The sequence below is a fragment of the Brevibacterium picturae genome, assembly GCF_900105045.1.
Classification (GTDB): domain Bacteria; phylum Actinomycetota; class Actinomycetes; order Actinomycetales; family Brevibacteriaceae; genus Brevibacterium; species Brevibacterium picturae.
In genome coordinates this window covers 3,601,145-3,623,700 of the sequence record NZ_LT629739.1, presented here as the reverse complement: position 1 = coordinate 3,623,700, position 22,556 = coordinate 3,601,145, and the positions used below count along the sequence as shown (strand labels likewise).

At 64.8% G+C, this 22,556-nt stretch carries 20 protein-coding genes; 1 reads left to right on the top strand and 19 read right to left on the bottom strand.

Features of this window, described 5'->3' with window-relative positions:
• Positions 1-65: 65 nt before the first annotated feature.
• Together BLT92_RS16580 and BLT92_RS16575 are read right to left on the bottom strand one after the other, a co-directional pair.
• Entirely contained in the window at positions 66-710 is a 645-nt protein-coding gene (locus BLT92_RS16580) for a TetR/AcrR family transcriptional regulator (RefSeq protein WP_092107360.1), read from the bottom strand.
• Between the two features lie 39 nt (positions 711-749).
• Complete coding sequence (locus BLT92_RS16575; protein WP_092107358.1) at positions 750-2,750, bottom strand: oxidoreductase; 2,001 nt, start codon at positions 2,748-2,750, stop codon at positions 750-752.
• 126 nt (positions 2,751-2,876) lie between these two features.
• Between BLT92_RS16575 and BLT92_RS16570 the strand changes: the two genes are divergently transcribed.
• Positions 2,877-4,202 (top strand): heparan-alpha-glucosaminide N-acetyltransferase domain-containing protein, encoded by a 1,326-nt coding sequence (locus BLT92_RS16570; RefSeq protein ID WP_092107356.1) that lies wholly within the window; start codon positions 2,877-2,879, stop codon positions 4,200-4,202.
• Here BLT92_RS16570 and BLT92_RS16565 read toward each other — a convergent pair.
• The 17 genes from BLT92_RS16565 to BLT92_RS16485 all read right to left on the bottom strand — a co-directional run bounded on the left by BLT92_RS16565 (position 4,199) and on the right by BLT92_RS16485 (position 22,395).
• On the bottom strand, positions 4,199-4,657 hold the full coding sequence (locus BLT92_RS16565) for a hypothetical protein (RefSeq protein WP_092107354.1): 459 nt from the start codon (positions 4,655-4,657) through the stop codon (positions 4,199-4,201). The two genes, BLT92_RS16570 and BLT92_RS16565, sit on opposite strands and share 4 nt — an antisense overlap.
• On the bottom strand, positions 4,657-5,406 hold the full coding sequence (gene dapB, locus BLT92_RS16560) for a 4-hydroxy-tetrahydrodipicolinate reductase (RefSeq protein WP_092107352.1): 750 nt from the start codon (positions 5,404-5,406) through the stop codon (positions 4,657-4,659). Before dapB ends, BLT92_RS16565 begins: the two co-directional genes overlap by 1 nt.
• Positions 5,407-5,445: 39 nt before the next feature.
• Positions 5,446-6,033 (bottom strand): GNAT family N-acetyltransferase, encoded by a 588-nt coding sequence (locus BLT92_RS16555; RefSeq protein ID WP_092107350.1) that lies wholly within the window; start codon positions 6,031-6,033, stop codon positions 5,446-5,448.
• A gap of 171 nt (positions 6,034-6,204) precedes the next feature.
• Positions 6,205-6,831 carry a superoxide dismutase gene (locus tag BLT92_RS16550; RefSeq protein ID WP_092107348.1) on the bottom strand — a complete coding sequence of 209 codons (627 nt, stop codon included), beginning with the start codon at positions 6,829-6,831 and terminating at the stop codon, positions 6,205-6,207.
• 230 nt (positions 6,832-7,061) lie between these two features.
• Positions 7,062-8,228, bottom strand: coding sequence for an acyl-CoA dehydrogenase family protein (locus tag BLT92_RS16545; RefSeq protein WP_092107346.1), 1,167 nt, complete (start codon positions 8,226-8,228; stop codon positions 7,062-7,064).
• Entirely contained in the window at positions 8,225-9,922 is a 1,698-nt protein-coding gene (locus BLT92_RS16540) for a thiamine pyrophosphate-binding protein (protein WP_092107344.1), read from the bottom strand. Before BLT92_RS16540 ends, BLT92_RS16545 begins: the two co-directional genes overlap by 4 nt.
• Positions 9,919-12,033 (bottom strand): acetate--CoA ligase family protein, encoded by a 2,115-nt coding sequence (locus tag BLT92_RS16535; RefSeq protein WP_092107342.1) that lies wholly within the window; start codon positions 12,031-12,033, stop codon positions 9,919-9,921. Before BLT92_RS16535 ends, BLT92_RS16540 begins: the two co-directional genes overlap by 4 nt.
• A gap of 4 nt (positions 12,034-12,037) precedes the next feature.
• Positions 12,038-13,219 (bottom strand): Glu/Leu/Phe/Val dehydrogenase dimerization domain-containing protein, encoded by a 1,182-nt coding sequence (locus tag BLT92_RS16530; protein ID WP_092107340.1) that lies wholly within the window; start codon positions 13,217-13,219, stop codon positions 12,038-12,040.
• 106 nt (positions 13,220-13,325) lie between these two features.
• Entirely contained in the window at positions 13,326-13,955 is a 630-nt protein-coding gene (locus BLT92_RS16525; protein ID WP_092107338.1) for a TetR/AcrR family transcriptional regulator, read from the bottom strand.
• A 161-nt stretch (positions 13,956-14,116) separates the two neighbouring features.
• Entirely contained in the window at positions 14,117-15,409 is a 1,293-nt protein-coding gene (locus BLT92_RS16520; protein WP_092109533.1) for a M16 family metallopeptidase, read from the bottom strand.
• 68 nt (positions 15,410-15,477) lie between these two features.
• Positions 15,478-17,697 (bottom strand): polyribonucleotide nucleotidyltransferase, encoded by a 2,220-nt coding sequence (locus BLT92_RS16515; RefSeq protein WP_092107336.1) that lies wholly within the window; start codon positions 17,695-17,697, stop codon positions 15,478-15,480.
• Between the two features lie 415 nt (positions 17,698-18,112).
• A complete protein-coding gene (gene rpsO / locus BLT92_RS16510) occupies positions 18,113-18,382 on the bottom strand; it encodes a 30S ribosomal protein S15 (protein WP_092107334.1) in 270 nt (89 codons plus the stop codon).
• A 93-nt stretch (positions 18,383-18,475) separates the two neighbouring features.
• A complete protein-coding gene (locus BLT92_RS16505; RefSeq protein ID WP_092107332.1) occupies positions 18,476-19,414 on the bottom strand; it encodes a bifunctional riboflavin kinase/FAD synthetase in 939 nt (312 codons plus the stop codon).
• A gap of 121 nt (positions 19,415-19,535) precedes the next feature.
• Positions 19,536-19,907, bottom strand: coding sequence for a hypothetical protein (locus BLT92_RS16500; protein ID WP_092107330.1), 372 nt, complete (start codon positions 19,905-19,907; stop codon positions 19,536-19,538).
• Positions 19,897-20,490, bottom strand: a complete 594-nt coding sequence (locus BLT92_RS16495; RefSeq protein WP_092107328.1) for a hypothetical protein — start codon at positions 20,488-20,490, stop codon at positions 19,897-19,899. Before BLT92_RS16495 ends, BLT92_RS16500 begins: the two co-directional genes overlap by 11 nt.
• A gap of 80 nt (positions 20,491-20,570) precedes the next feature.
• Positions 20,571-21,488: a tRNA pseudouridine(55) synthase TruB gene (truB, locus tag BLT92_RS16490; protein ID WP_092107326.1), complete on the bottom strand. Its 918-nt coding sequence runs from the start codon at positions 21,486-21,488 to the stop codon at positions 20,571-20,573.
• Positions 21,489-21,501: 13 nt separating this feature from the next.
• Positions 21,502-22,395 carry a VldE C-terminal domain-containing protein gene (locus BLT92_RS16485; protein ID WP_092107324.1) on the bottom strand — a complete coding sequence of 298 codons (894 nt, stop codon included), beginning with the start codon at positions 22,393-22,395 and terminating at the stop codon, positions 21,502-21,504.
• Positions 22,396-22,556 lie beyond the last annotated feature (161 nt).

Here is a 22,556-nt window from a genome sequence, read left to right as displayed (position 1 = left end):
CCATGAGAGACGAATCACACGGTGTGGGCCCTGACTCGGGTGCTGCCGATGAGGTTTCGACTGAGTTATGGAGTCGATTTCCGTTCGGGTGGGCCTTTCACGTCGACGCTCAGCAGCCCCGCGGCAATGAGTTCGAGGGACTCCGCGAGCCGGTCGGACGAAGCTGGGGCGCGACCGGCTACCACGGCGACGTCGAAGCCGTCGATGGCTGCGATGAGTGTGTCGACGATGAGGTCGGGGCCCGCCTGCGGGCGGAAGCTGCCGTCGCGGATGCCCCTGTCGATGATCGTTCGGAAGTGTGCACTCCAATTGTCGAAGACCTCGTCGACCGAGGCTCGCAGATAGCCATTGCGGTTCGAGACGGCGACGAGTTCGATCCACACCTGCGAGCGTCGCCGGAAATCGCCGATTGTCGGGACGGCCCGCAGGCTGGACTGCAGCTGCTCCCACGCTGAACCCTGAGACTGTGACAGACCCGCGATGGCCTTGACCACCGAGGCGCTGTGGGTCGAGAACGCGCGGACGAGCAGGTCCTCCCGAGACCCGAAGTAATACTGCACTGTGCCCACGGACACTCCGGCCGCCTCGGCGATGTCCTTCATCCGCACGGTCTCCGGTCCGCGCTTCGCGATCTGTGCAAGCGCCGACTCGAGGATAATCGCCCTCCGGGACGCGACCTCATCGCTGGAGTACTGGGGTCGGGGGCTCACGGTGCCTCCGTCACGATGACCACGAGTCCATCACGATGCTCACGAGACTGCGGCCAAACTGCTCGCTGCCTCAAGTCCTTCGAGGACCGCTTCCTCCACGGTCCGCGGTGCCAGGGCATCGCCGATGGTGCGCACGCTGGCCGACCCGAAGTCGAGATCGGGGACCACGGATCGCGGAGCACCGGAGACGATCGTGGCTGCCACGCCGTCGACTTCGTGGACGATCTCGCACAGAGTCGACTGCAGATACCCGGTGTCGGCATCGACCCCAACCAGGCGGGCGTCGTTGACGAAGTCGACTCCTGCCCGCAGGGCCTGGGATATGAGCAGAGTGCGCGTGTACTGCTGGATCGCTGCCCCGGGGAAGTTCGCCGCGGTCGCCAAGGTCACCGGCACCCTGGCCTCGGCCAGGCGCAGGGCGATGCCCAGCCCGATCCAGTCGCCCTTCCAATCGGCGACGAGCACGCGACCGGCGGGCAGTTCTGGCTGAGTACTCAGATAGTCGCGAGCCCCGAATACAACGGCCTCGTCGTCGACCTCGAGCTGCGGCATGCGCTGGACGGCACCGGTCGCCACAATCACATGATCGGGTGCCACTTGGTCGACGACCTCCTGGGCCACCGGCGTCGAGGTGCGAATATCGACTCCCGCCCGCCTCGCCTCGGCGCTCAGATTCGTTGCGGCTCCCCCGAATTCAGACCTGTATGGCAGTTCCTGGGCCAACAGCACCGCCCCGCCGAGGTGGGGCTCACGTTCACAGAGAATGACGTCATCTCCCTGTTCTGCTGCCACGGCTGCGGCCTTGAGGCCGGCCGGTCCTCCCCCGATGAGGAGCACACGACGTCGGGTTCTCACCCTCGGCCGGGGCAGGAACGTCAGTTCCCTGCCCGATTCGGGGTATTGGATGCAGGAGATGGGCACACCCATCTGGAAGTGTCCGATGCAGGCCTGGTTGCAGCCGATGCAGGCACGGATCTCATCCACAGCATCGCGCTGTGCCTTCCGGGCCATCGCGGGATCGCTGATCATCGCCCGGGTCATGATCGCCATGTCTGTACGCCCCTCGGCGATGGCCTTCTCCGCCTCGTGGGGCTGATTGATCCGTCCGGCGACCATGACCGGTTTGTCGGTGATCTTCTTGACCTGTTCGGACAGGCTCGCGGCATAGGCCGGGTCGATCTGCATCGAGGGGACGATGTGGACCGCGCCCTGCAGGGTCGAGGAGTCCCCGGCCGTGATCGAGAAGTAGTCGAGGCAGTCCACGTCCTCGCCGCTGGTCCCGCTGCCTGTCGTCATCGCATCGAGGCCTTCGATGAGGTCAAGGACCTCGGTCGCGACAAGCCCGTCCTCCGTCTTCTCCTCCCCCGAGATCCGCAATCCCACCACGACCTCGGGACCGACGGCTGTCCGAACCCCGGCGACGACCTCGGTGAGGAAGCGCCGACGGTTGGCCGGGCTGCCGCCGTATTCGTCGGTGCGCGTGTTCACCCTCGGATTGAAGAACTGAATCGGCAGGTAGCCGTGACTGGCCACGATCTCGACTCCGTCGATGCCGCTGTCGGCGATGCGCTTGGCCGCAGTCGCATATCCGGCGATGATCTCCTTGATCACGGCGGTGCTCAGCGCCTCGGGGACGACCTTGAAGCGCTCCTGCGGTTCGTCGCTGGGAGCCACGGCCCGCGGTGCCATCCCGCGCTCGCCGTCCATGACCTCACGGCCGGGGTGGAAGAGCTGGGCGAAGATGGTGGTCCCATGACGGTGGACCGCCTCGGCGACGGCACGATAGCCGGGCACCGAGGAGTCGTCGGTGGCCATGAGCACATGATTCGTATAACGGGCGGTCTCATGGACGCCGGAGACCTGCAGAACGATGAGTCCGCAGCCACCCTGAGCCCGCGCTTCATGGTAGGCGACGAGGTCATCGCCGATCATCCCGTGATCGTCGAGAACGGTGTCATGGCCCGAGGACACGATGCGGTTGCGGATGGTCCGCCGGCCCAGCGTGATGGGCTCGAAGAGATGTGGGAACAGTGAAGACATGATCGTCCTTGATGCATGCGGGTGAGTGCTGACCCATTATTCATATCACGGTATTGATAACGGCGAAAGGCCCCACTGTTCGGTGCAGAACAACCGGGATGGACCCGACCATGTAAGAATCGATGCATGAGCACTCACCGCTCCCCCGCCTCGGCGACCGCGACCGGTCAATCGGTTCTGAAACGGCTGAGCCCGGCCGGACGTCTTCTCGGTCTCGACGCCGCACGCGGGATCGCCCTGTTCGCAATGATGGTCACGCACATCTTCGCCCTCTCCGATCCCGCCGGACTGCCGACCTGGGCCGCGGTGTTCGCGGGGCGCGCCTCGGCCCTGTTCGCGGTCCTCGCCGGCTGTTCGCTGGTGCTCTCGACCCGATCTCGGATGTCCGCGTCCGGACGTCTGCGCGATGCCGTGCCCAGTGTGCTCATCCGCGCGGGAGCGATCATCTTCATCGGCTTGTGCCTGGGCTCGGTGTCGACGCTGCTGGCCGTCATCCTCGTCAACTATGGGGTCATGTTCGCCATTGCGATGCTGTTCCTGCGCCTGCGGGCCAGGTCCCTCTTCATCATCGCGATCGTGTGGATGGTTCTCAGCCCTGTGCTGTCGATGGTCATCCGCAATCAGTTCGGGCTGGAGCCGATGTACTCGGCGATGTCGTGGTTCGATCTGGCGACTCCGCTGACCATGCTCCACGACCTGGTGCTCACCGGCTACTACCCGATTCTGCAGTGGCTGTCCTACATCCTGTTGGGGATGGCTGTCGCGAAGATCGACATCGGCAAGCACCTCATGTCCCTCTTCGCCGCCGGTCTCGGACTGTTCCTCGTCGGCAAGGGAATCTCCTGGCTGCTCATCAACATCGCCGGCGGGGGTTCCGCTCTGGTCCGTGTCTCTGAACTGTATGGGACCGATCTCAATGCGGCGCTGTTCACCGGCAGCTACGGGGTGACGCCGACGACGTCGTGGTGGTGGCTGGCGATCTCGGGCCCGCATTCGGGCACGCCCTTCGACTTACTCTCCACGGCCGGGACTGCGCTGTTGACCATCGTCGTCTGTCAGTCCCTGGCGGTGCTGCTCGGGCGACGCACGTGGGTGCTGTCGCCGCTGACGGCACCGGGGTCGATGCCCTTGAGCGTGTACTCCGCTCACGTCGTGCTGCTCGAGATCACTCGCCCCTGGATCGAGGCCAACCCGATGCTCGGGGGTCAGGCAATGACACCCCAGACCGTCGAGTTCGGCCTGCACGTTCTCGTGTTCATTGCATCTGCGCTGATCTGGAAGCTGGCGATCGGTGCGCACGGCCCACTCGAAGGAGGGATCGCCGCGATCATCCGGTCGGCATCACCCGTTCCGGACGCAAGGTCGGGGCAGACGGCTGCAGAGTCCGGGCCTGAAGCCGGACCGGAGGCCGAACCAGGATCGGACACCGGGAACGGAAACCGGGTCGGCTAGGAATTCTGAGTCGCGACGGCCCGATACATATTGACCGACTTGCGCATCGTCGACCTGGCGCGCTTGCGATCTCCGCACGCATCGTAGGCGCAGGAGAGACGGAACCACGACCGCCAGTCCTCGGGCGCAGCTTCGGCCTCGGACTGGTACTGCCCGAAGGCTTCGTCGGCGGATTCGCGGATGATTCTCCCACCTGGGGTTCGCGGCAGATCATCGACCGGCAGTCCGCCCTCGGATTTCAGGATGCGTGCCAGCTTCTCCGTCCGTGCACCGAACATGAGTTCGACGATCAGCGTCCAGGCCCCGATGATGGGCAGGACGAAGAGGGCGATGCCCATCAGTCGAGGAACCAGATCGGGTTCCCTGACCAGTATCCATGCTCGATGCCCCATGAGGACGAAGTAGAAGACGAGCACCACTGAGACGACGATCGCCCCGATTTTGCCTTTGGACATCAGAGGTCGAGCATATTCTCGAGACCGTGCACCAGACCGGTGTACTCGGAGATCGAGCGCACAGCCGTGACGATTCCCGGCATGAACGCCGAGGTGGAGTGTGAGTCCGTGCGGATCGTCAGAGCTTCACCGCTGGAGCCGAGATGGATCTCCTCATGCGCGTTCATGCCCTGTTGGCGGATGGCGTGGACGTGGATACCGTCGATGACTGCACCTCGGGCCCCGTGGGGATCGCTCTCGGTCGAGTCGGGGACCTGCGGCAGGCCGGCCGCACTGCGGGCGGCGGCGATGCGCTGGGCCGTGTGGTTAGCGGTGCCTGAGGGAGCGTCAAGTTTACGAGTGTGGTGGATCTCGACCACCTCGGCGGAGTCGAAGTACGGTGCTGCCAGTTCCGCGAACCGCATTGCCAGGACCGCGCCGATCGAGAAGTTCGGGGCAATGAGGACGCCGGTCTTCGGATGGCTGCGAAGCGTCTCCTCGAGGCGGGCCAGACGCTCGTTGTCCCACCCGGTGGTACCGACGACGGTGTCGATGTCATGCTCGACGAGCCAGCGCACATTGTCTTCGGTCGACTTCGGGACCGTGAGCTCGACCGCGACGTCGACGTTCCTCTCGCGCAGGATTTCCAAGGAGTCGCTGCTGCCCAGAGCTGCGACTAGTTTGAGACCTTCGGCTTCCCCGATGGCGTCGACAGCTTGGGCGCCCATGCGGCCCTGTGCTCCGATGACGGCTACTCGAATCGCATTCATAAGTTCTGGCTCCTTGCTTGACGATCTCCGCAGGCCAGTCTAACGACTCTCGCTGCCGCCATCGTCATCAGGTGATGCGGTCTCGGACGCAAGGATCGGCAATCTGCGCCGCAGGGACCGTGGATCCCCGACCAGTCGAGCACATTCTTCCGTGTCGTAACGGACTCCGTCGTAGCGCAATCGCTCCCGCTGACGACCTTCGACGATGAATCCGGCGCTCTCGGCAACCGCAGCCGATGCCGGATTGTTCACGCGGTAGCCCACCTCGAGGCGATAGACGTCCAGCTCGTCGTGGAGGTGATCGACGATGCTGCGCAGACCGGCTGCGGCCAGCCCCTGACCACAGGCGTTCGAATCGAGCCAATAGGAGATCCAAGCGGTCGAATGCCGCCGATCGATGGCTGTCGCCATGACGTTGCCGACGGGTGTTTGATCACCGCGTACGATGGCGAGGGCGACCGTGGACCCGTCTGCTTCTGCTGTGCGGATTCCTTCGAGCCAAGCCTGCGCGCCGGTCAGCGACGGATCGTCAGGGATGTTGTTGAGAAGATCTTCATCGGCCCGGGCATAGATCTCTGCGAGGGCAGCAGCATCATCGCGGTGCCACCGCCTGAGAAAAGCGGTCATGTGCCCAGAGTAGCGAGGCCTGAGCCTCAGGTGAGCAACCCTCCGGCGGCTGGGCAACGTTTAGCGGGGCTGCCCAACGCCCGAATGGTTGCTCACCTGGTCGGTCCAGGCATGACAACGGCGGCCCCGCCGCTATGGGCCGGAGCCGCCGCTGTGGGGTCTGTCAGGCTATCAGCCGAGCAGGAGGCCCTTGGTCTGAGCCACGGCGCGGTCGAAGCGTGCGCCTGCATCTGCCCAGTTCACGATGTTCCACCAAGCCTTGACGTAGTCAGGCTTGACGTTCTGGTAGTCGAGGTAGAAGGCGTGCTCCCACATATCGAGCTGGAGAACCGGGGTTCCGCCGAGCTGGATGTCCGACTGCTGGTCCTTGAGCTGTTCGATGAAGAGGTTTCCACCGAGCTGATCGTAGACGAGCACGGCCCAGCCGGAGCCCTGGATCGTGGTGGCTGCCGTGGTGAAGTGCTCACGGAACTTGTCGAAGGAGCCGAACTGGTCATCGATGGCTGCTGCGAGTTCGCCGACGGGCTTGTCGCCGCCGTCTGGAGACATGTTGTTCCAGAAGATCGAGTGGTTGACGTGACCGCCGAGGTTGAACGCGAGATCGCGGGTCAGCTTCGGCACGTTGGCAAGGTTTCCGCTTTCGCGGGCTTCGGCCAGCTGTTCAACAGCGGTGTTGGCACCCTTGACGTAGGTTGCGTGGTGCTTGTCGTGGTGCAGCTCCATGATGCGAGCCGAGATGTGCGGCTCAAGTGCGGAGTAGTCGTAGGGCAGTTCCGGAAGGACGTACTGCTCAGCCATGAAATTCCTCCTGAAGAGAATTGATGTCCACCAGAATCGGTGGCTTCATTTCGACCCTATAGCAGGGTGTCATCTCGGACAACACGGTATTCGCGGGGTCTATTCCAGATGACGCCATGTGACCTCGGAAAATATCGTCTCAACGCAGAAATGACTCCTCACCCCGGGAGCCTGAGCGCGTTCTCCGTACCCCAGGCTCAGGACCGGCCTGGTCTCAGGGCGTCCCAGGCTCAGGGCAGATTTCGGGAGATGAGCAGCCGCATGATGTCTGAGGTGCCCTCCTCGATCTCCTCGAGCTTGGCATCGCGCATCCACTGCTCGACCGGGTGCTCACGCGAATACCCCCACCCGCCCAGGGTCTGGACTCCGGCCCAGGTGCAGAACATCGCGGTCTCCGAGGCGTTGAGCTTCGCCATCGCCGCCGAGGCGGTGACCTTCTCTCGTGGAACCGCATCACCGGCATCGATCATCCGGGCCGCATTGAGGACCTGCAGCCAGGCGGCATCGATTCGCGCGGCCATGTCCGCGAGCCGGAAGGCCACAGCCTGGTGTTCGATGATCTGCTGGCCGAACTGGGTCCGCTCATGTGCATAGTCGCGGGCGTATTCGTAGGCTGCCCTGGCCGTGCCCAGAGCAGCCGCACCGAGGACGACGCGGGAGATGTCGAAGGTCCGCATCAGCCCGTAGAAGCCCTGGCCCTCCTCGCCGAGGCGGTTTCGGGTCGGGACGAATGAGTCGGAGAAGAAGATCTCGCGGCACACTATCGCGCGCTGGCCCATCTTCTTCATCGGTGCCCCGAATTCCATGCCCTCGGTGTCGCGTGGCAGGACGAACGCGGTGACTCCGCGTGAGCGCTGCGCCGGGTCGGTCTTAGCGAAGACGACATAGCCTTCGGCCAGGCCGGCATTCGAGATCCACGCCTTCTGCCCATTGAGCAGGTACCCGCCTTCGACGGCGCTGGCTCGGGTGGTGATGGAGGCCGAGTCGGATCCGGAGCCCGGTTCTGTCGTCGCCAATGCGGTGAACATCGGATCCGGGCCGGTCAGGGGACGCAGCCATGCCTCCTTCTGCTCCTCGCTTCCCAGCGCCAGGATGGGATCGGCGAAGAAGCCGTTCGAGCACAGGAGGTTGCCGATGCCGGGATCGCCGAAGCACAGCTGCTCTTGGACCAGACATTGCGTGAATACGTCGGTGAAGCCACCACCCCCGTAGTCCTCGGGGATCATGAAGTCGGTGATGCCCACGCGCGATGCCTCGCGGAACAGCTCGACCGGGGACTCGGTGTCCGCCTCGTCGACGCTGCGACCCGCCGGTCGGATCTTGTCCTTGGCAAAGGTGGCGCACAGTTCGATGATGTCGTTCTGCTCATCACTCAGCGGCCAGGGTGTGTAGCTCATGTCAGATCCCTCTCCTCGGTCGAAGTCGCGGTCGATGTATCGGTCGGCCGAAACGCGTCCATCATGTCTTCGGCCGCACGTGAGTCCTCGGTGATGTGGATGAGGGTCGGACCGGCGAATTCCTCGGCCTCCTTCAGCGCCGTCACCAACTCTTCCTGTGTCTGCACGTGGAGGCCGCGAGCACCCATCGACTCCGCCATGCTCGGGAAGTCAGGTCCCAGCAGTGCCACACCGGCAGGCGTGTCGCCGCGATCGGCCATTTCGTTCCTGATCTCCCCATACCCGCCGTTGTCGACGATGATGAGTGACAGACACACCCGTGCCTGCACGGCGGCGGAGAGTTCGGCGATCGTGAACATCGCTCCCCCGTCGCCCTCGATCGCCACGACCCTGGCCTCGGGCGCGGCGAGTTTCGCACCGATGCCTGCTGGCAGGCCGTATCCCAGGGTTCCCGCGCCCGCTGGATAGAGGAAACGGTCGCCTCGTCGCGCCGTCCATCCGGTCTGCACTCCGTAGTAGCAGCACATCGCCGAATCCGCGGCGACGACGACAGGTGAGACCGCCGAGGCGGTGTAGTCGTTGAGCGCACCGCACAGCTGTGCCCAGGGTGCGCCCTCCTCCTTCGCCGCGGTCGTGATCGTGTCCTGCCAGTCGCGCAGCCACTCGGCTGCCGCCTTTGAGAGGCTGGGCGATCTGGTCTGGCGCAGCTGGTGCGTCAGTGCGGTCGTTGAATTCTTGGCATGGGCGAGGATCGGGTGGGTGACACGGGCGTTGCGCAGCATCTGCACCTCGTCGAGGTCGATGCGCACAACCGTGTCCGGCAGCGGCAGCGGTTCGGGCCAGAAATCGCTGGGAGCCAGTTCCGTGCCGATGGCGACGACGGCATCAACATCGCCGAGGACCTCCGGCAGCACCTCGAGGACTCCGATGGCGCCGAGGTTGTTCTCAAACGAATCATCGATGGTGCCCTTGGCATTCGAGGACAGGAGGACCCCGGCACCGAGCGCCTCGGACAGCTCCGCGACCTCGGCTCCGGCGTGACGTGCCCCGGCCCCGACGATGAGGAGGGGGCGCTGGGAGCCGGCGAGCGCCTCGGCGGCGGACCTGAGTGCCGACGGTTCCGGAGCCGGCACGGACCGGGTCACTGCCGGGTGCAGCCATCCGGGTCCCGTCGCCTCGATGAGGTCGAGTGGGATCTCGATGTAGGCGGGGCGGGTGCGTCCGGTGCGCATGTGTGAGAGGGCCTGTCCGAGAGCCAGGGCCACCTCACCGGGGCTCGTCACCCGGTGGCTGTCACCGAGGACCGCTTCGATTGCCTGGCTCTGGTTGCGCACCTCGTGGAGCAGTCCGTTGCCGCGACCGGGGTGGGTCAGCGGCATGCCCGGGCTGATGAGCAGGACCGGGACCGAGTCGGTGAATGACTGCAGCAGCGCGGTCAGCGCGTTGAACACCGCCGGTCCCGTCGTCGTGACGACGACCTGCACGTCACCGGTGACGCGGGCCGCACCGTCGGCCATGTATCCGGCGCCCTGCTCGTGCCGCGGTGAGACGATGTCGATGCCCTCGGCGGCCAGCTGTGCGAAGATCTCAAGATTGTGTGTCCCGGGGATCCCGAAGACGCGGGTGATCCCCTCGGCTCTCAGCGCACTGGCCAGGTGTGCCCCACCGGTGATCGCTGTCTGTTCCTCTGTCATCGTGGCTCCTTCTCGCCAATGCTGTCGCTGCCGCTGCCGTCGTCGCCGCTTTCCCTGACGCCGTCGTGAGTGTTGTCGCTGTCGTCGTCCCGGCTGGTCACAACGAGGGCGTCGACCGCCAGCGCCCCGACAGGTGTGACGCGGACCGGGTTGATCTCGATCTCCTGGATCTCATTGCTGCCCGCAATCAGGCGCGAGACCGAGACGATGATCTCGGCCAGCTCGTCGAGGTCGGCCGCAGACCGTCCCCGCCATCCGGTGAGCAGCCGATAGCAGGTCAGCCGCGAGACCATGTCGAGGGCTTCCGCATGCGAAACCGGTGCCAGCTCCAACCAGGTGTCGCCGTAGAGCTCGGTCTCGGTTCCTCCGGCCCCCACCATGACGATGGGTCCGAAGTTCTCGTCGCGTCGTCCGCCGACCAGGATCTCGACGGCGTCATCTCGGGTGTCCATTTCCTCGACGATGTACTCGCCCTCGCCGAGGCGGGCCACCATCTCCGCATGGGCGTGCTCGAGTGCTGCGGCATCGGGCAGCCCGAGGGCAATTGCTCCGAGTTCGGTCTTGTGTGCGGGCCACCCGGCCTTGAGCACGAACGGCGGTGTCAGGTCCGAGGCCGCCAGCACCTCGGCGAGTTCGGATCCGTGGTTCAGGGTCACGGCCCGCGGCACGGGCACTCCGGCCGAGGAGATCGTGTCCCGGGCAGCACCGTACCCGGTCCCCCAGGGCGTGACCGGACCCGACTGCTCCAAAGCTTCGGTGATGCGCCCGGCGTGCGCGGCGTAGAAGCCTGCTCTGGCGACGACACGCATGACCGATTCGATCGAGGTGTAGACGGGAATCGAGTTCTCCCACAGTGCTGCCACGGCGCGTGAATCGGCGCTCATTGAATGGACGATGAGGGGCTTGCGGTGCCCGCGCACTGTCTGTCCCAGCCGGTCCACCTCGGTCAGCTCCGCCTCGAGAAGAGCGGGGATGTCCTCGCCATAGCAGCCGAAGTACCCGCTGAGAATGACGGCGTCGATCGTCTCATCGGCCAGGAGCTCATCGACCAGGCGTGAGTGCACCGACAGGTCCGCCTCCCCCGCCCCGTCGAGGTCGATCGGGTTGTCGATATGGCCGGCCTGCGGCAGGTGACCTTCGACGCGGGCACGGGTGGCGGCGTCGAGGACGTCGACGCGCAGTCCGTGAGACTCGGCTCGGTCTGCGGCGATCGCTCCCTGCCCGCCGGAGTCGGAGATGATGGCGATCCGCCTGCCCGCGGGCAGCCAGGACGTGGCGAGGACCCCGGCGAGTTCGACGGCTTCACCGGGTGTGGAGAGTCGGATGGCTCCGGCGGCACGGCAGGCGGCATCGACCGTGTCCATCGCCGAGGTGAGCGACCCGGTGTGCGACCGCGCGAGCCTGGCGCCGGCGTCGGATTGGCCCGTGGTGAGGATCATGGTGGGCTTTCCGGCCGCCCGCAGTGCCTGCATGGCCGAGACCAGGGCACTGCCGCCGGTGAAGGACTCGAGGTAGAGGACGACCTGTGCGGTGTCGGCGTCGTCGACGAGGGTGCGCAGTATCTCTGCTGCCCGGACGTCGGATTGTCCGCCGATGGAGGCGAAGCGGGAGATCCCGAGCCCGCTGCGTGCGGAGAGGGTGGCGATCTCCGTTCCCAGCTGCCCGCTCTGGGTCACCACCGCCAAGGACCCTGGCGTGAAGTTGCCCCAGGCCAGCAGGAGTTCATTGCTCGAATCGACGACGCCCAAGGATGAGGGCCCGATGAGACGTGCGCCCGCGGAGACGATGCGCTGGGCCACGTCGGCGGCGCCTGGAACCCGGGCCGAGATGATGAGGAAGGCTCGGACTCCCAGAGCCAAGGCTTCATCGACGACGGCCGGCACCCCGGTGCCTGGAATCGAGATGACCAGAAGGTCCGGGGTCTCCGGCAGATCGGCGAGACGTGCGAAGGTGGGTTGGGCCTGGATCGAGGCGGCGCGGGAGTTGATGAGGTGGACCCTGCGCCGGTGGGTGCCCTTCAGCGCCCCCGCGGAGAGCCAGAAGCCCCACTTCGCAGGGTCGTTCGAGGCTCCGAGGACGGCGATGCTGCCGGGGTCGAAGAACCGGTCCATGGCTCTACCGTTCTGCCGTTGAGACGGACGTCTGGTCGCTGCGGAGCGCTTCGAGGTTCGCGTCCACCCGCGACTGCGCCGCCTGTCGGGGCGTGATGCCCTGGCCAGCGGCCGCACCCAGCACGTCCTGCGTCAGCTCGCGCAGAGTCGTCGTCACGATCGATCTGCTCTCGTCCCAACTGCCGTCGACATCACCGAACGTCACCCACCACCACCAGGCATTCGTCGCGGAGTTCGCCAAGAAGTCGGGAACGACCGTGACGCCGCGAGCCCACAGTCGGGCTTCGGCATCAGGCAGGACGGGCATGTTCGCGGCCTCGACGATGAGTCCGGCGCGGATGTCCCCGCAGTTCTCACTCGTGATCGCGTAGCTGACCGCGGCGGGAACAAGCACATCGGCGTCGGCGGACAGCCAGTCTCCGCGATCACTGTCCTGGTCCTCGGGTCGCAGTGCGTCCCGGTCGATGCCGCCGAAGGGGTCGCGAGTCGTCAACAGGGTCTCGACGTCGAGGCCGGCCGGGTTGGACACGAACCCGTCGGCATCGGCGATGCCGACGATGCGCACTCCCGCCTCGGCGAGGAATCGGGCGCTCGCCCCGCCCATCGAACCGAACCCCTGGATCACTGCGCTCGCCGCTGACGGGTCCCGTCCGTCGGCTTCGAGTGCTGCAATCACCGAGGTGGCCACCCCGAGCCCGCCGACGAGCTCGTCTTGGGCCACGCCGTCGATGATCGTGGAGAAAGCCGTTTCGGCCCGCGTTGCGGCCGTGTTCGGATCGGCCAGCAGCTTCTCGACGGCGCTCAGCCCGCTTCCGAGGTCACGCCGGGTCAGGATGTCATCGATGTCGCCCTGGCGCACACCCAGGTCTTCGCCGAGTGCCCAGTACGTGCGCATGATCGGGTTCATGGCGACGAGGAACCGTTCGAGGATGTCTGTGGCTCCGGGTGCGCGAGGATCGAAGTCGATACCGCCTTTGGCACCGCCGACGGGAACGTAGCGGCGGCCAGGACGAAGGTGGATCGCCTCCTTGCGCGTCATCCCCTGAGCCAGCCCCCGCACTTCTTCGAGGGTGCATCCCTGGCGCATTCGCAGGCCGCCCGAGGCGGCTCCCCTCACGAGTGTGTCGATGACGACGAATCCGTGTGCCCCGGTGGCCGGATCCTGCCAGGTGATGTCCATGAACATGGTGCTCCCAAGGGTTTAACTGAATCGCTGTTCAGTTGGGTTGAGACCACCAGTCTGACCGCCCGAGGACTGCCACGTCAAGAGCGATGCCAGGTGAGTGCGCAGCTCAGTCCAATTCGCTCGCGACGAAGGCGTCGACCCAGTCGGCCAGGGTGGCCGGGGAGACGGATTCGGGGTTGAAGATGAGTTGGACTGCGAGCCCGTCGAGATAGGCAAGAATCCGTGTGGCACTGCCCTCGGCCACCTCGGCGGCAGTGGCGTCTGCGGTCTCTGCCACCGGTTCCCCGGTCTCGGAGCACCGGAACTCCTCTGCCTCGAACCCGGCGACGATGAGTCCCGCCAGAATCGTCTTCCACTCACGGTCGAGGGCGGCGAACGTCGACCGAACCCCGTCGTCGAAGAGCCCGGCGGACCAGCCGTCGATCCAGATCTTCCAGCTTCTCGTCGAACCGGTCGGCATGTACCACCGCACGACGTCGCTCAGCCGCTCTCGTGCCGACTTCCGAGCCGCGGCGAGTCGACGCGCGCGGTAGAGATCGTTCTCTCCGGCATGCGCGAAGGCTGCGGCGACGAGCGCCTCCTTCGTCACGAAGTGGTAGATGACCAGGCTCGGACTCAGCCCCAGCCGTGCGGCGACATCGGCGACTCGGAGGGTGCGCAGGCCCGTGCTCTCGATCTCCTCCACAGTCGCCGCCAGAATCTCCTCCCGACGGACCGATGCGCTCTTTCTGGGCATGAACCTCTCCCCACACAGACAGAAATGGCTGCACAACACGGTTCTTGTTGTACAGCCATTCTATATGTTCACGGCATCCGGCTCCGCGCCATCGCCCCAGGAAACGCCTCTGCGCCCCTAAGACAGAGTCATCTCGACCTCACGGCAGAGCCATCGAAGCCTCACGGCAGCGCGAGGTCGGTCTGCGGTCCGACGAGGGACAGCGACTTCGGCCGGCTCATCAGGTCGCCCGCCATCGTGGACACCTGCTCGGCGGTGACCGAACGGACACGCTCGATGAGGTCGAGAGGCGATTCCAGTGGGATCCCGAAGATCTCGGATCTGGCCAGGCGGTTCATGCGCGCGGCCGAGGATTCGAGTCCGAGGACCATCGACCCCGAGAGCTGCGAGACGATCGCGTCCACCTCCGAACGACTCGGTGCCTCCTGCGCCAACCGATCCCATTCGGCCAGCGCCAGATCGACGACGGCTTGACCGTTCTCCGGGGTGCAGCCGGCGTAGATGCCGAACGTACCAAAATCGGTGAACTGGCTTGCCACGCAGTTGACGGCATAGGCGAGCCCACGTTCTTCCCGCACGCTCTGGAAGAGTCGCGAGGACATGCCCCCGCCGAGCATCGTCAGCAGCACCGAATAGACGAAGCGGTCCGGATGACCCTCTTCAAGGCCCTCGCAGCCCAGGAGGATTCCCAGCTGTTCGGTGTCTTTGACCGTGTGTGAGCGCCCCGAATGGAACTGAGGAACCTCACGAGCGCCACGTCCATGAGCCCTTGCACCTGTGGCATCACCAACGCCAGCTGCCAGAACCGGCCGACCGCCCCCTGCAGGACTGTCCCAGGCGTGAGAGGCGGACTTGGAACCGATGCCCGCCCCTGCCAACGCATCGTCGACCATGCCCAGAACCTCGTCGTGGGTGGCACCGCCCGCGGCAGCGATGACCAGACGCGGGGGAACATAGGTCGTCGCATGGTGCTCGAGGAGCGTGTGATGGCCCAGCACCCGGATCTGATCCTTGGTCGCGCCGACCGGGCGCGCCAGCGGATGGTCGCCGAAGATGAGCTGGTCGAAGTCGTCGAAGAGGACGTCACCGGGGTCATCGGCCGACATCGCCAGCTCTTCGATGATTACCCCGCGTTCGCGTTCGAAATCTTCGGCGTCCAGGTTCGAGTTCGAGACCATGTCGACGAGCAGAGAAGTGATGTCTGACAGGTCTGTGACGAGGCAGCGGGAGAAGTAGCAGGTGAGTTCCTTGGCCGTGATGGCGTTGGAGTCTCCCCCGGTTCTGTCGAAGGCCGCTGCGATCGACTTCGCGTCCTTCGTCGCCGTTCCCTTGAAGAGCATGTGCTCGAGGAAATGGGTCGACCCGGCGGTCTCGGTCGATTCGTCACGCGATCCTGCCGCGACCCAGATGCCGATCGTCTCCGAGGCCAGTCCGGGCATGTGTTCAGTGGTCACCGTCAAACCACCGGGGAGGACAGACCGATCGATTCGGCTGCCCTCCCCGGTGTGAGAATCTTTGAGTATCAGTTGTCTGATTCCTCTTCTGTCTCTTCGTCATCGTCGCTGACGGGCGCGAGTGACAACTTGCCGCGGTCGTCGATCTTCGTGATCTCGACCTGGACCTTCTGGCCGACTCCGACGACGTCCTCGACGTCCTCGACGCGCTTGCCGTCGTTGAGCTTGCGCAGCTCGGAGATGTGCAGCAGTCCGTCCTTGCCCGGCGTCAGGGACACGAATGCGCCGAAGCTCATCGTCTTCACGACGGTTCCGAGGTAGCGTTCGCCGACCTCGGGCACCTGCGGGTTGGCGATCGCGTTGATCATCGAGCGGGCGGCCTCGGCGGCCGGTCCGTCGGTGGCACCGATGAGCACAGTGCCGTCGTCCTCGATGCTGATGTCAGCGCCGGTGTCTTCCTGCATCTGGTTGATCATCTTGCCCTTGGGCCCGATGACCTCACCGATCTTGTCCACGGGGATGTTCACGGAGATGATGCGCGGAGCGGTCGGAGCCATCTCTGCCGGAGTGTCGATGGCCTCGGCGATGACGTCGAGGATGACCATGCGTGCTTCGTGCGCCTGCTTGAGTGCGGCACCGAGCACCGAGGCGGGAAGGCCGTCGAGCTTGGTGTCGAGCTGGATCGCGGTGATGAAGTCACGCGTACCGGCGACCTTGAAGTCCATGTCGCCGAAGGCGTCTTCGGCGCCGAGGATGTCGGTCAGTGCCGCGTATGCGGTCTGGTCACCGGTGTCGGTGGAGATGACGTCGGAGACGAGGCCCATGGCGATGCCTGCGACGGGAGCCTGTAGCGGCACACCGGCCGAAAGCATGGCCAGGGTTGAGGCGCAGACCGAGCCCATCGAGGTCGAGCCGTTGGATCCGAGTGCCTCTGAGACCTCGCGGATGGCGTACGGGAAGTCCTCGCGCTTGGGCAGGACAGGCACGAGTGCACGTTCTGCCAGTGCACCGTGTCCGATCTCGCGGCGCTTCGGGCTGCCCACACGACCGGTCTCTCCGACCGAGTAGGGCGGGAAGTTGTAGTGGTGCATGTAGCGCTTCGTGGTCTCAGGCGACAGCGAGTCGATGTGCTGTTCGAGCTTGAGCATGTTCAGCGTGGTGACGCCGAGGATCTGGGTCTCTCCGCGCTCGAAGATGGCCGAACCGTGAGCTCGTGGGATCACGTTGGTCTCTGCGGTCAGCGGACGGATGTCCTTGAGTCCGCGTCCGTCGATGCGGATCTGGTCGGTGAGGATGCGCTTGCGCACGACCTGCTTGGTCAGAGCGTTGAGGGCTCCGGCGATCTCCTTCTCGCGACCTTCGAAACGCTCGCCGAGCTTGTCGAAGAGCTCCGAGAGGAGAACTTCGCCTGCGGCTTCGCGTTCCTGCTTATCAGCGATCTGGAAGTTCTCGGTCTGCTTGGCCTCGCCGAGTTCGCGCACGGCCTCGTAGACGTCGTCTTCGTAGTCCTTGAAGACCGGGAATTCGACGGTGGGCTTGGCTGCGGTGTCGGCCAGCTCCTGCTGTGCACGGCAGAGTTCGCTGATGAAGGGCTTAGCGGCTTCGAGGCCCTCGGCCACGACCTCTTCGGTCGGTGCGGTGGCGCCGGTCTTGATCCGGTCCATGGCGTTGTCGGTGGCTTCTGCCTCGACCATCATGATCGCGACATCGTCACCGACGACACGGCCGGCGACGACCATGTTGAACACGGCGTCGTCGAGCTGCGAATGGTTCGGGAAGGCCACCCACTGGCCGTCGATGAGTGCGATGCGCACGGCGCCGATGGGGCCGGAGAAGGGCAGTCCGGAGAGCTGAGTCGACATCGAGGCCGCGTTGATGGCAAGGGCGTCGTAGATGTGGTCGGGGTGGATCGACATCACTGTGACGACGACCTGGACCTCGTTGCGCAGTCCCTTCACGAAGGAGGGGCGCAGCGGGCGGTCGATGAGTCGGCAGGTGAGCACCGCGTCGGTCGATGGGCGTCCTTCACGGCGGAAGAACGATCCAGGGATGCGACCAGCCGCGTACATGCGCTCTTCGACGTCGACGGTCAGGGGGAAGAAGTCGAAGCCCTCACGGGGGTTCTTGCCGGCCGAGGTGGCCGAGAAGAGCATGGTTTCGTCGTCGAGGTAGGCGACGGCCGAACCGGCGGCCTGCTGCGCGAGCCGTCCTGTTTCGAAGCGGATGGTGTGTGAACCGTAGCTGCCATTGTCGATGTGCGCTACGGCGGATTCAGGGTTGAGTCCCACGTATTCTCCTTGTTCGTAACCGGTGCGCGGACACCCTCGATGGAAGAGGGCGGAAAGTCCGCGTCAATCCGGTGGATATTGACTTGGACATCCCATGGATCCAAGCCGGTCATCGATCGGGGCCCACGGAACCGGCGTGATTGTGCGCGTTCCTCCGGAGGCCACTACCGAGGACCGAAACGTCCATGGCATGGTTGTCCACGTTGAAGTCTACCGCAGATGCCCTGTTTCCCGGTCGAGACGCATGCCACCCGGGTCTGCCGGGCAGACACCCAGGCCAGCCGGGGAGAATTGATCTGGGCGTACAAGACGAAGAAGCGCCCTGCATGATGCAGGGCGCTTCTTCGTCTGAGCGCAGTCTCGTTCGAGCTGGTGTCAGCTCACCCGAGTCGGACTCGATGTCAGGGCGCTGGTCTCAGCGACGCAGACCCAGGCGCTTGATGAGCGAGCGGTAGCGCTCGATCTCAACGCGCTGCAGGTACTTGAGCATCCGGCGGCGCTGGCCGACGAGGAGCAGCAGGCCACGACGCGAGTGGTGGTCGTGCTTGTGATCCTTGAAGTGCTCGGTGAGCTCGGTGATCCGGCGGGTGAGCAGCGCAACCTGGACCTCGGGAGAACCGGTGTCGCCCTCGTGAGTTGCATATTCCTTGATGATCTCTTGCTTTTCAGCAGTACTGAGAGCCATGGACTTCTCCTTCATGATCGTTGCGCGGCGCCGAGACCTGTCAGTCTCAGCACTATCGAACCGCGGCCGGTGAAAACGGCAACGATCAGCTTATCAGGTGTGGAGCACCTCGCGCACATCGGCAATGTCCTCGTGCATCTTCACGACGAGTTCGTCCATGCCGGTGAACGTCACCTGGCCACGGATCCGCGACACGAATTCGAGAGTCATATGCCGGCCGTAGACGTCGAATTCGCCGAATTCCTTATCGAGAACATGCGCCTCGACCCGTCGCACGCTGCCTTCGAACGTGGGGTTGGTGCCCACCGAGATCGCCGCGGGGTACGCCTGATCCTCACCGGAGAACCTCGCCCACCCGGCATAGACGCCGTCGGCGGGGATGAGGCCCTCGGCATCCTCGGACAGGTTCGCGGTCGGGAAACCGAGGTCACGTCCGCGGGCGTCGCCGTGAACGACGGTGCCTTCGACCCGGTGGTAGCGACCCAGCTGATCGGCAGCCTCGGCGACATCGCCGGCGACGATCTGCTCACGGATCCGCGACGAGGAGTATCGGCCGCCGCGTCCGACTTCATCGATCGTCTCGGTCCGGAATCCGTATTTTTCGCCGAGGCGGCGCAGCGTTTCGATGGTGCCTTCGTTGTCTTTGCCGAAGCGTACGTCATCGCCGACGACGACGATCTCGCAGGCCAGAGCCTCAACGAAGTAGGTGCGGACGAACTCTTCAGGGCTCTGGGCTGCGAAGTCGAGGTCGTAGGCCTGGACGAACAGGTCGTCGATGCCGGTGTCCGCGATGAAGTCGGCCTTCTGATCGGTGCTCGTGATCATCAGCGTGGGCTCGTCTGGGCGGTGGATCGTGCGCGGATGCGGGTCGAAGGTCATGGCCACGGAGCGCAGGGATCGCGCGCTGGCCAGTGCCGCTACAGCCTGGAGAACGGTTTGGTGACCGCGGTGGACTCCATCGAAGTTGCCCAGGGTCACGACGGTGCCGACATCGTCGGTCCCGACCTCATTCAGTCCGTGATAAAGCTCCACTCGACGCTTGCTCCTTCCGTGCACCGAATCAGGTTATCGCAGAGATGTTCACACGTGCTAACCCACGGCTGGTCACACGTGCTGACCCACCGATGCTCCCACACATCCACCCACGCACGGGTCAGGAGATGACGGCCCAGCCGATGACGCCGATGAGAGAAGCGATCGTGATGGAGACGAACGTTCCGATGATGAATCGTTCGCCCGCCGCGGCGGAGGACTTGATCTCTGCGAAGCGACCGAGCCCTTTGACCGCGACGACGACGGCCATGAGCTCCGGACGTCCCAGCACGATGGCGCCGGCAATGAGCGCGCGCTCGACGACGCCGATCCACAGTCCGCCGCGCAGCACCTCGATGTCCTCACTGCCGGTGCGGCTCGGCTTCGTTCCGGGCCCGTCGTGGGTCATCCGCAGGAACAGAGGAACGAGCGGGTAGCCGCCCACCGCGGCCACGATCGCCGCGAGGACTGCGATGAGTACGTCAAACCACATGGTCACCTGCCTTGTCGAGGTGGAAGGTCGACAGCGTGCAGGCGCCCTCGATGAGCTCCACCCCGCCTGGTGAGAGAACGTGGGAGACCGCCTGCTGGGAGACGTCGAAGTGCTCTGCGATGTCGTTCTGGGTGGATTCGGGCTGGTCGAGTCGGTAGTCGATGTAGCGCCGAGATTGAGGGCGGATGTTCTCGAGTGTCCAGATCATCAGGCGCAGAGCGTTCTCAGCCAGACCCCCGTGACCCGTGGTCGGGTCCACGACGAGATGGGCGGGAGCGCCCTTTGCGGCTTCGACGGCACGCCTGGCCGCGTAGAACGCCTCCCCCCTGCCTTCGGCGGTGGACCTCGGCAATGGAGTGTCGACGGGTCCGATTCCGATTCCGATATGCCATCCTGTCTGGGTGGCCAGCAGTCGCACGGCGAGTGTCACCTGCTCGGGTGAATCGAGAACGCCCTGTACCTCATCGCCGATCGTGCGTTCGAACCCCAGTCGGGTCTCAACGCGGTCGAGGATGTCGAGCACCTCGGGCACCCTGTCGGTGCGGTCACGAGATCCTCGCTGATCGATGGTCATGACGTACATGACTCAAGTACACCAAACCCCACCACAATAAACAAGCATTTCAGTTGTATTTACGACATACAAGCGTGTCGCTTGTATTGTCAGGCGAGATCGATCGCGAAGGCCGTCTGGGACTTCAGCGCTCCCCCGGCCCGCACCTCGGCGATCGAGACGAGTTCGTCACCGGAGATCACGGCGACCTCATCGCCCTGCTCGGGGCTCCGATCGGTGGGGAGGGTCTTGCCCTGCATGAGTGCCTTGGCCTCGGCGGCATCGACGTGCACGGTCGGAAGCAACGTTCGGGCCACCTCGGCGAGCGATGTCAGCGCGGGCGCTGCGGTGTCAAGATCCTCGGGAATCGTCACGGCATCGTCGATGCCGAAGGCCCCCACACGGGTGCGCCGCAGGGCGATGAGATGACCATGGACGCCGAGGCTGGTACCGAGATCGCGTGCCAGAGCACGAACGTAGGTGCCGGAGGAGCAGTCGACTTCGACGTCGACATCGATGTGGCCCTGCGCGACGGAAAACCGGGTATCGAGGACGGTGAACTGGGAGATCTCGACCCTGCGTGCCTTGAGTTCGACGTCTTCACCGGCACGGACACGGGCGTAGGAGCGCTGGCCGTTGACCTTGATCGCGGAGACGGCGCTGGGAACCTGGTCGATGACACCGGTCAATGCCGAGACACCCTCGAAGATCCCGCGGTCGGTGACAGCCGACAGGGCCGCAGGCTCGGAGAAGATATCCGGTTCGGAATCCGCGTCATCGGTCGGTGTGGCAGAGCCGAGGCGGATCGTGGCCAGGTAGGTCTTCGACACACCGGTGATGTAGCCCAGAAGCTTGGTCCCGCGACCCAGGCCGAGGACGAGTACGCCCGTAGCCATCGGGTCGAGGGTTCCGGCATGGCCGACCTTGCGGGTGCCGTACCAGCGCCGGATCCGTGAGACTATGCCGTGGGAAGTCAGACCCTGGGGCTTGTCGCAGACGAGGACGCCCTGCGGGGAAGTATCGCTCACGCGTCAGGAGCGATCAGTTGAAGGAGACGTGCACGTGGTCGAAGTGGTTGTCCGTGGGTGATCCACGGTCTTCCATGCTCGACCAGCCGCTGCCCGGGTTCCAGATGCGCTGTTCCCAGATCACGTACTTGACGTTGAGTGCACCGGAGTTCTTGATCAGGTAGTCTGCAATGCGGTCGCCGGTGGCACCGGTGATCATGATGTCCACGGCCCCGCCGGTGTAGTGGTCCGAGGTGCCCGAACCTGGGCGGCGGCCGCCGTAGGTTTTGACTTCGGGGAACTTCGCGCACACGGCACGGTAGCCGTTGACGGCGTTGGGCTGCAGTCCGGACTCGATCGAGGATGAGACCGAGCAGGGCTCGTTCGAGATGCCCTCTGGGGTGCCCTCACTCTCGGAGGACTTCTCATCCGAACCCGAAGACTTCTCGTCCGATGACTTCGCACCGCCGGACTCCGCCTCGGCCTTCTCCGTCGTCGCGGACGGCTTGGGCTTGGGAGTCTTGACGTCGAGTGTCGTCTTCGACGTCTTGTTCTTGTACTTGGGATCGTCCTTGACGTCCTTGAGGTACTCTTCGCCGGCTTTCTCGCGCTGGGCTTCGATCTCATCCTGGCTGACGGCCGAGGGGCTCGACTTCTCCTGCTGCGCAGAGGTGTCAGCGGCCTCGGTCGTCACATTGCCGGCCTCAGGCGGGCTCATGACGACGGTGGAACCGACGACGGCAGCGGTGGCTGCGGCCGGAACCGCGATGGCTGCAACGACGGGACGCTGGCGGACGGTGGCCAACACCGAGGTGGCGGTTGACGGTGCGTCCGAGGAGTGCCGACCGGCAGAGCGCTTGCTGGCGGGGGTCAGATCCCGGACCAGCTGCTTAGCAAAGCCAGGCTTTGGCGAAGAGTGCTTACCCAATGCAGAAATCCCTTAACAGAGTCGTAATCATTTCGTTACCGGAAAAAGTCTAAACCAGAAATGAAAGATAACAAAACTGTTACGTGAAGTTTTTACCTGAGAGTGACTGAGATCGCGATTGAGCGATTGCGCGCGTCGTATCGTGATCGCCGCGCTCCCCC

Coding starts and splice junctions, on each gene's coding strand:
- BLT92_RS16545 (WP_092107346.1), bottom strand. CDS start 8,228: ATGAGCTACACACCCTGGCCGCTGAGTGATGAGCAGAACGACATCATC.
- BLT92_RS16495 (WP_092107328.1), bottom strand. CDS start 20,490: ATGTACGTCATGACCATCGATCAGCGAGGATCTCGTGACCGCACCGAC.
- BLT92_RS16550 (WP_092107348.1), bottom strand. CDS start 6,831: ATGGCTGAGCAGTACGTCCTTCCGGAACTGCCCTACGACTACTCCGCA.
- BLT92_RS16530 (WP_092107340.1), bottom strand. CDS start 13,219: ATGTTCATGGACATCACCTGGCAGGATCCGGCCACCGGGGCACACGGA.
- BLT92_RS16540 (WP_092107344.1), bottom strand. CDS start 9,922: ATGACAGAGGAACAGACAGCGATCACCGGTGGGGCACACCTGGCCAGT.
- BLT92_RS16575 (WP_092107358.1), bottom strand. CDS start 2,750: ATGTCTTCACTGTTCCCACATCTCTTCGAGCCCATCACGCTGGGCCGG.
- dapB (WP_092107352.1), bottom strand. CDS start 5,406: ATGAATGCGATTCGAGTAGCCGTCATCGGAGCACAGGGCCGCATGGGC.
- rpsO (WP_092107334.1), bottom strand. CDS start 18,382: ATGGCTCTCAGTACTGCTGAAAAGCAAGAGATCATCAAGGAATATGCA.
- BLT92_RS16565 (WP_092107354.1), bottom strand. CDS start 4,657: ATGTCCAAAGGCAAAATCGGGGCGATCGTCGTCTCAGTGGTGCTCGTC.
- BLT92_RS16535 (WP_092107342.1), bottom strand. CDS start 12,033: ATGGACCGGTTCTTCGACCCCGGCAGCATCGCCGTCCTCGGAGCCTCG.
- BLT92_RS16500 (WP_092107330.1), bottom strand. CDS start 19,907: ATGTGGTTTGACGTACTCATCGCAGTCCTCGCGGCGATCGTGGCCGCG.
- BLT92_RS16555 (WP_092107350.1), bottom strand. CDS start 6,033: ATGACCGCTTTTCTCAGGCGGTGGCACCGCGATGATGCTGCTGCCCTC.
- BLT92_RS16525 (WP_092107338.1), bottom strand. CDS start 13,955: ATGCCCAGAAAGAGCGCATCGGTCCGTCGGGAGGAGATTCTGGCGGCG.
- BLT92_RS16570 (WP_092107356.1), top strand. CDS start 2,877: ATGAGCACTCACCGCTCCCCCGCCTCGGCGACCGCGACCGGTCAATCG.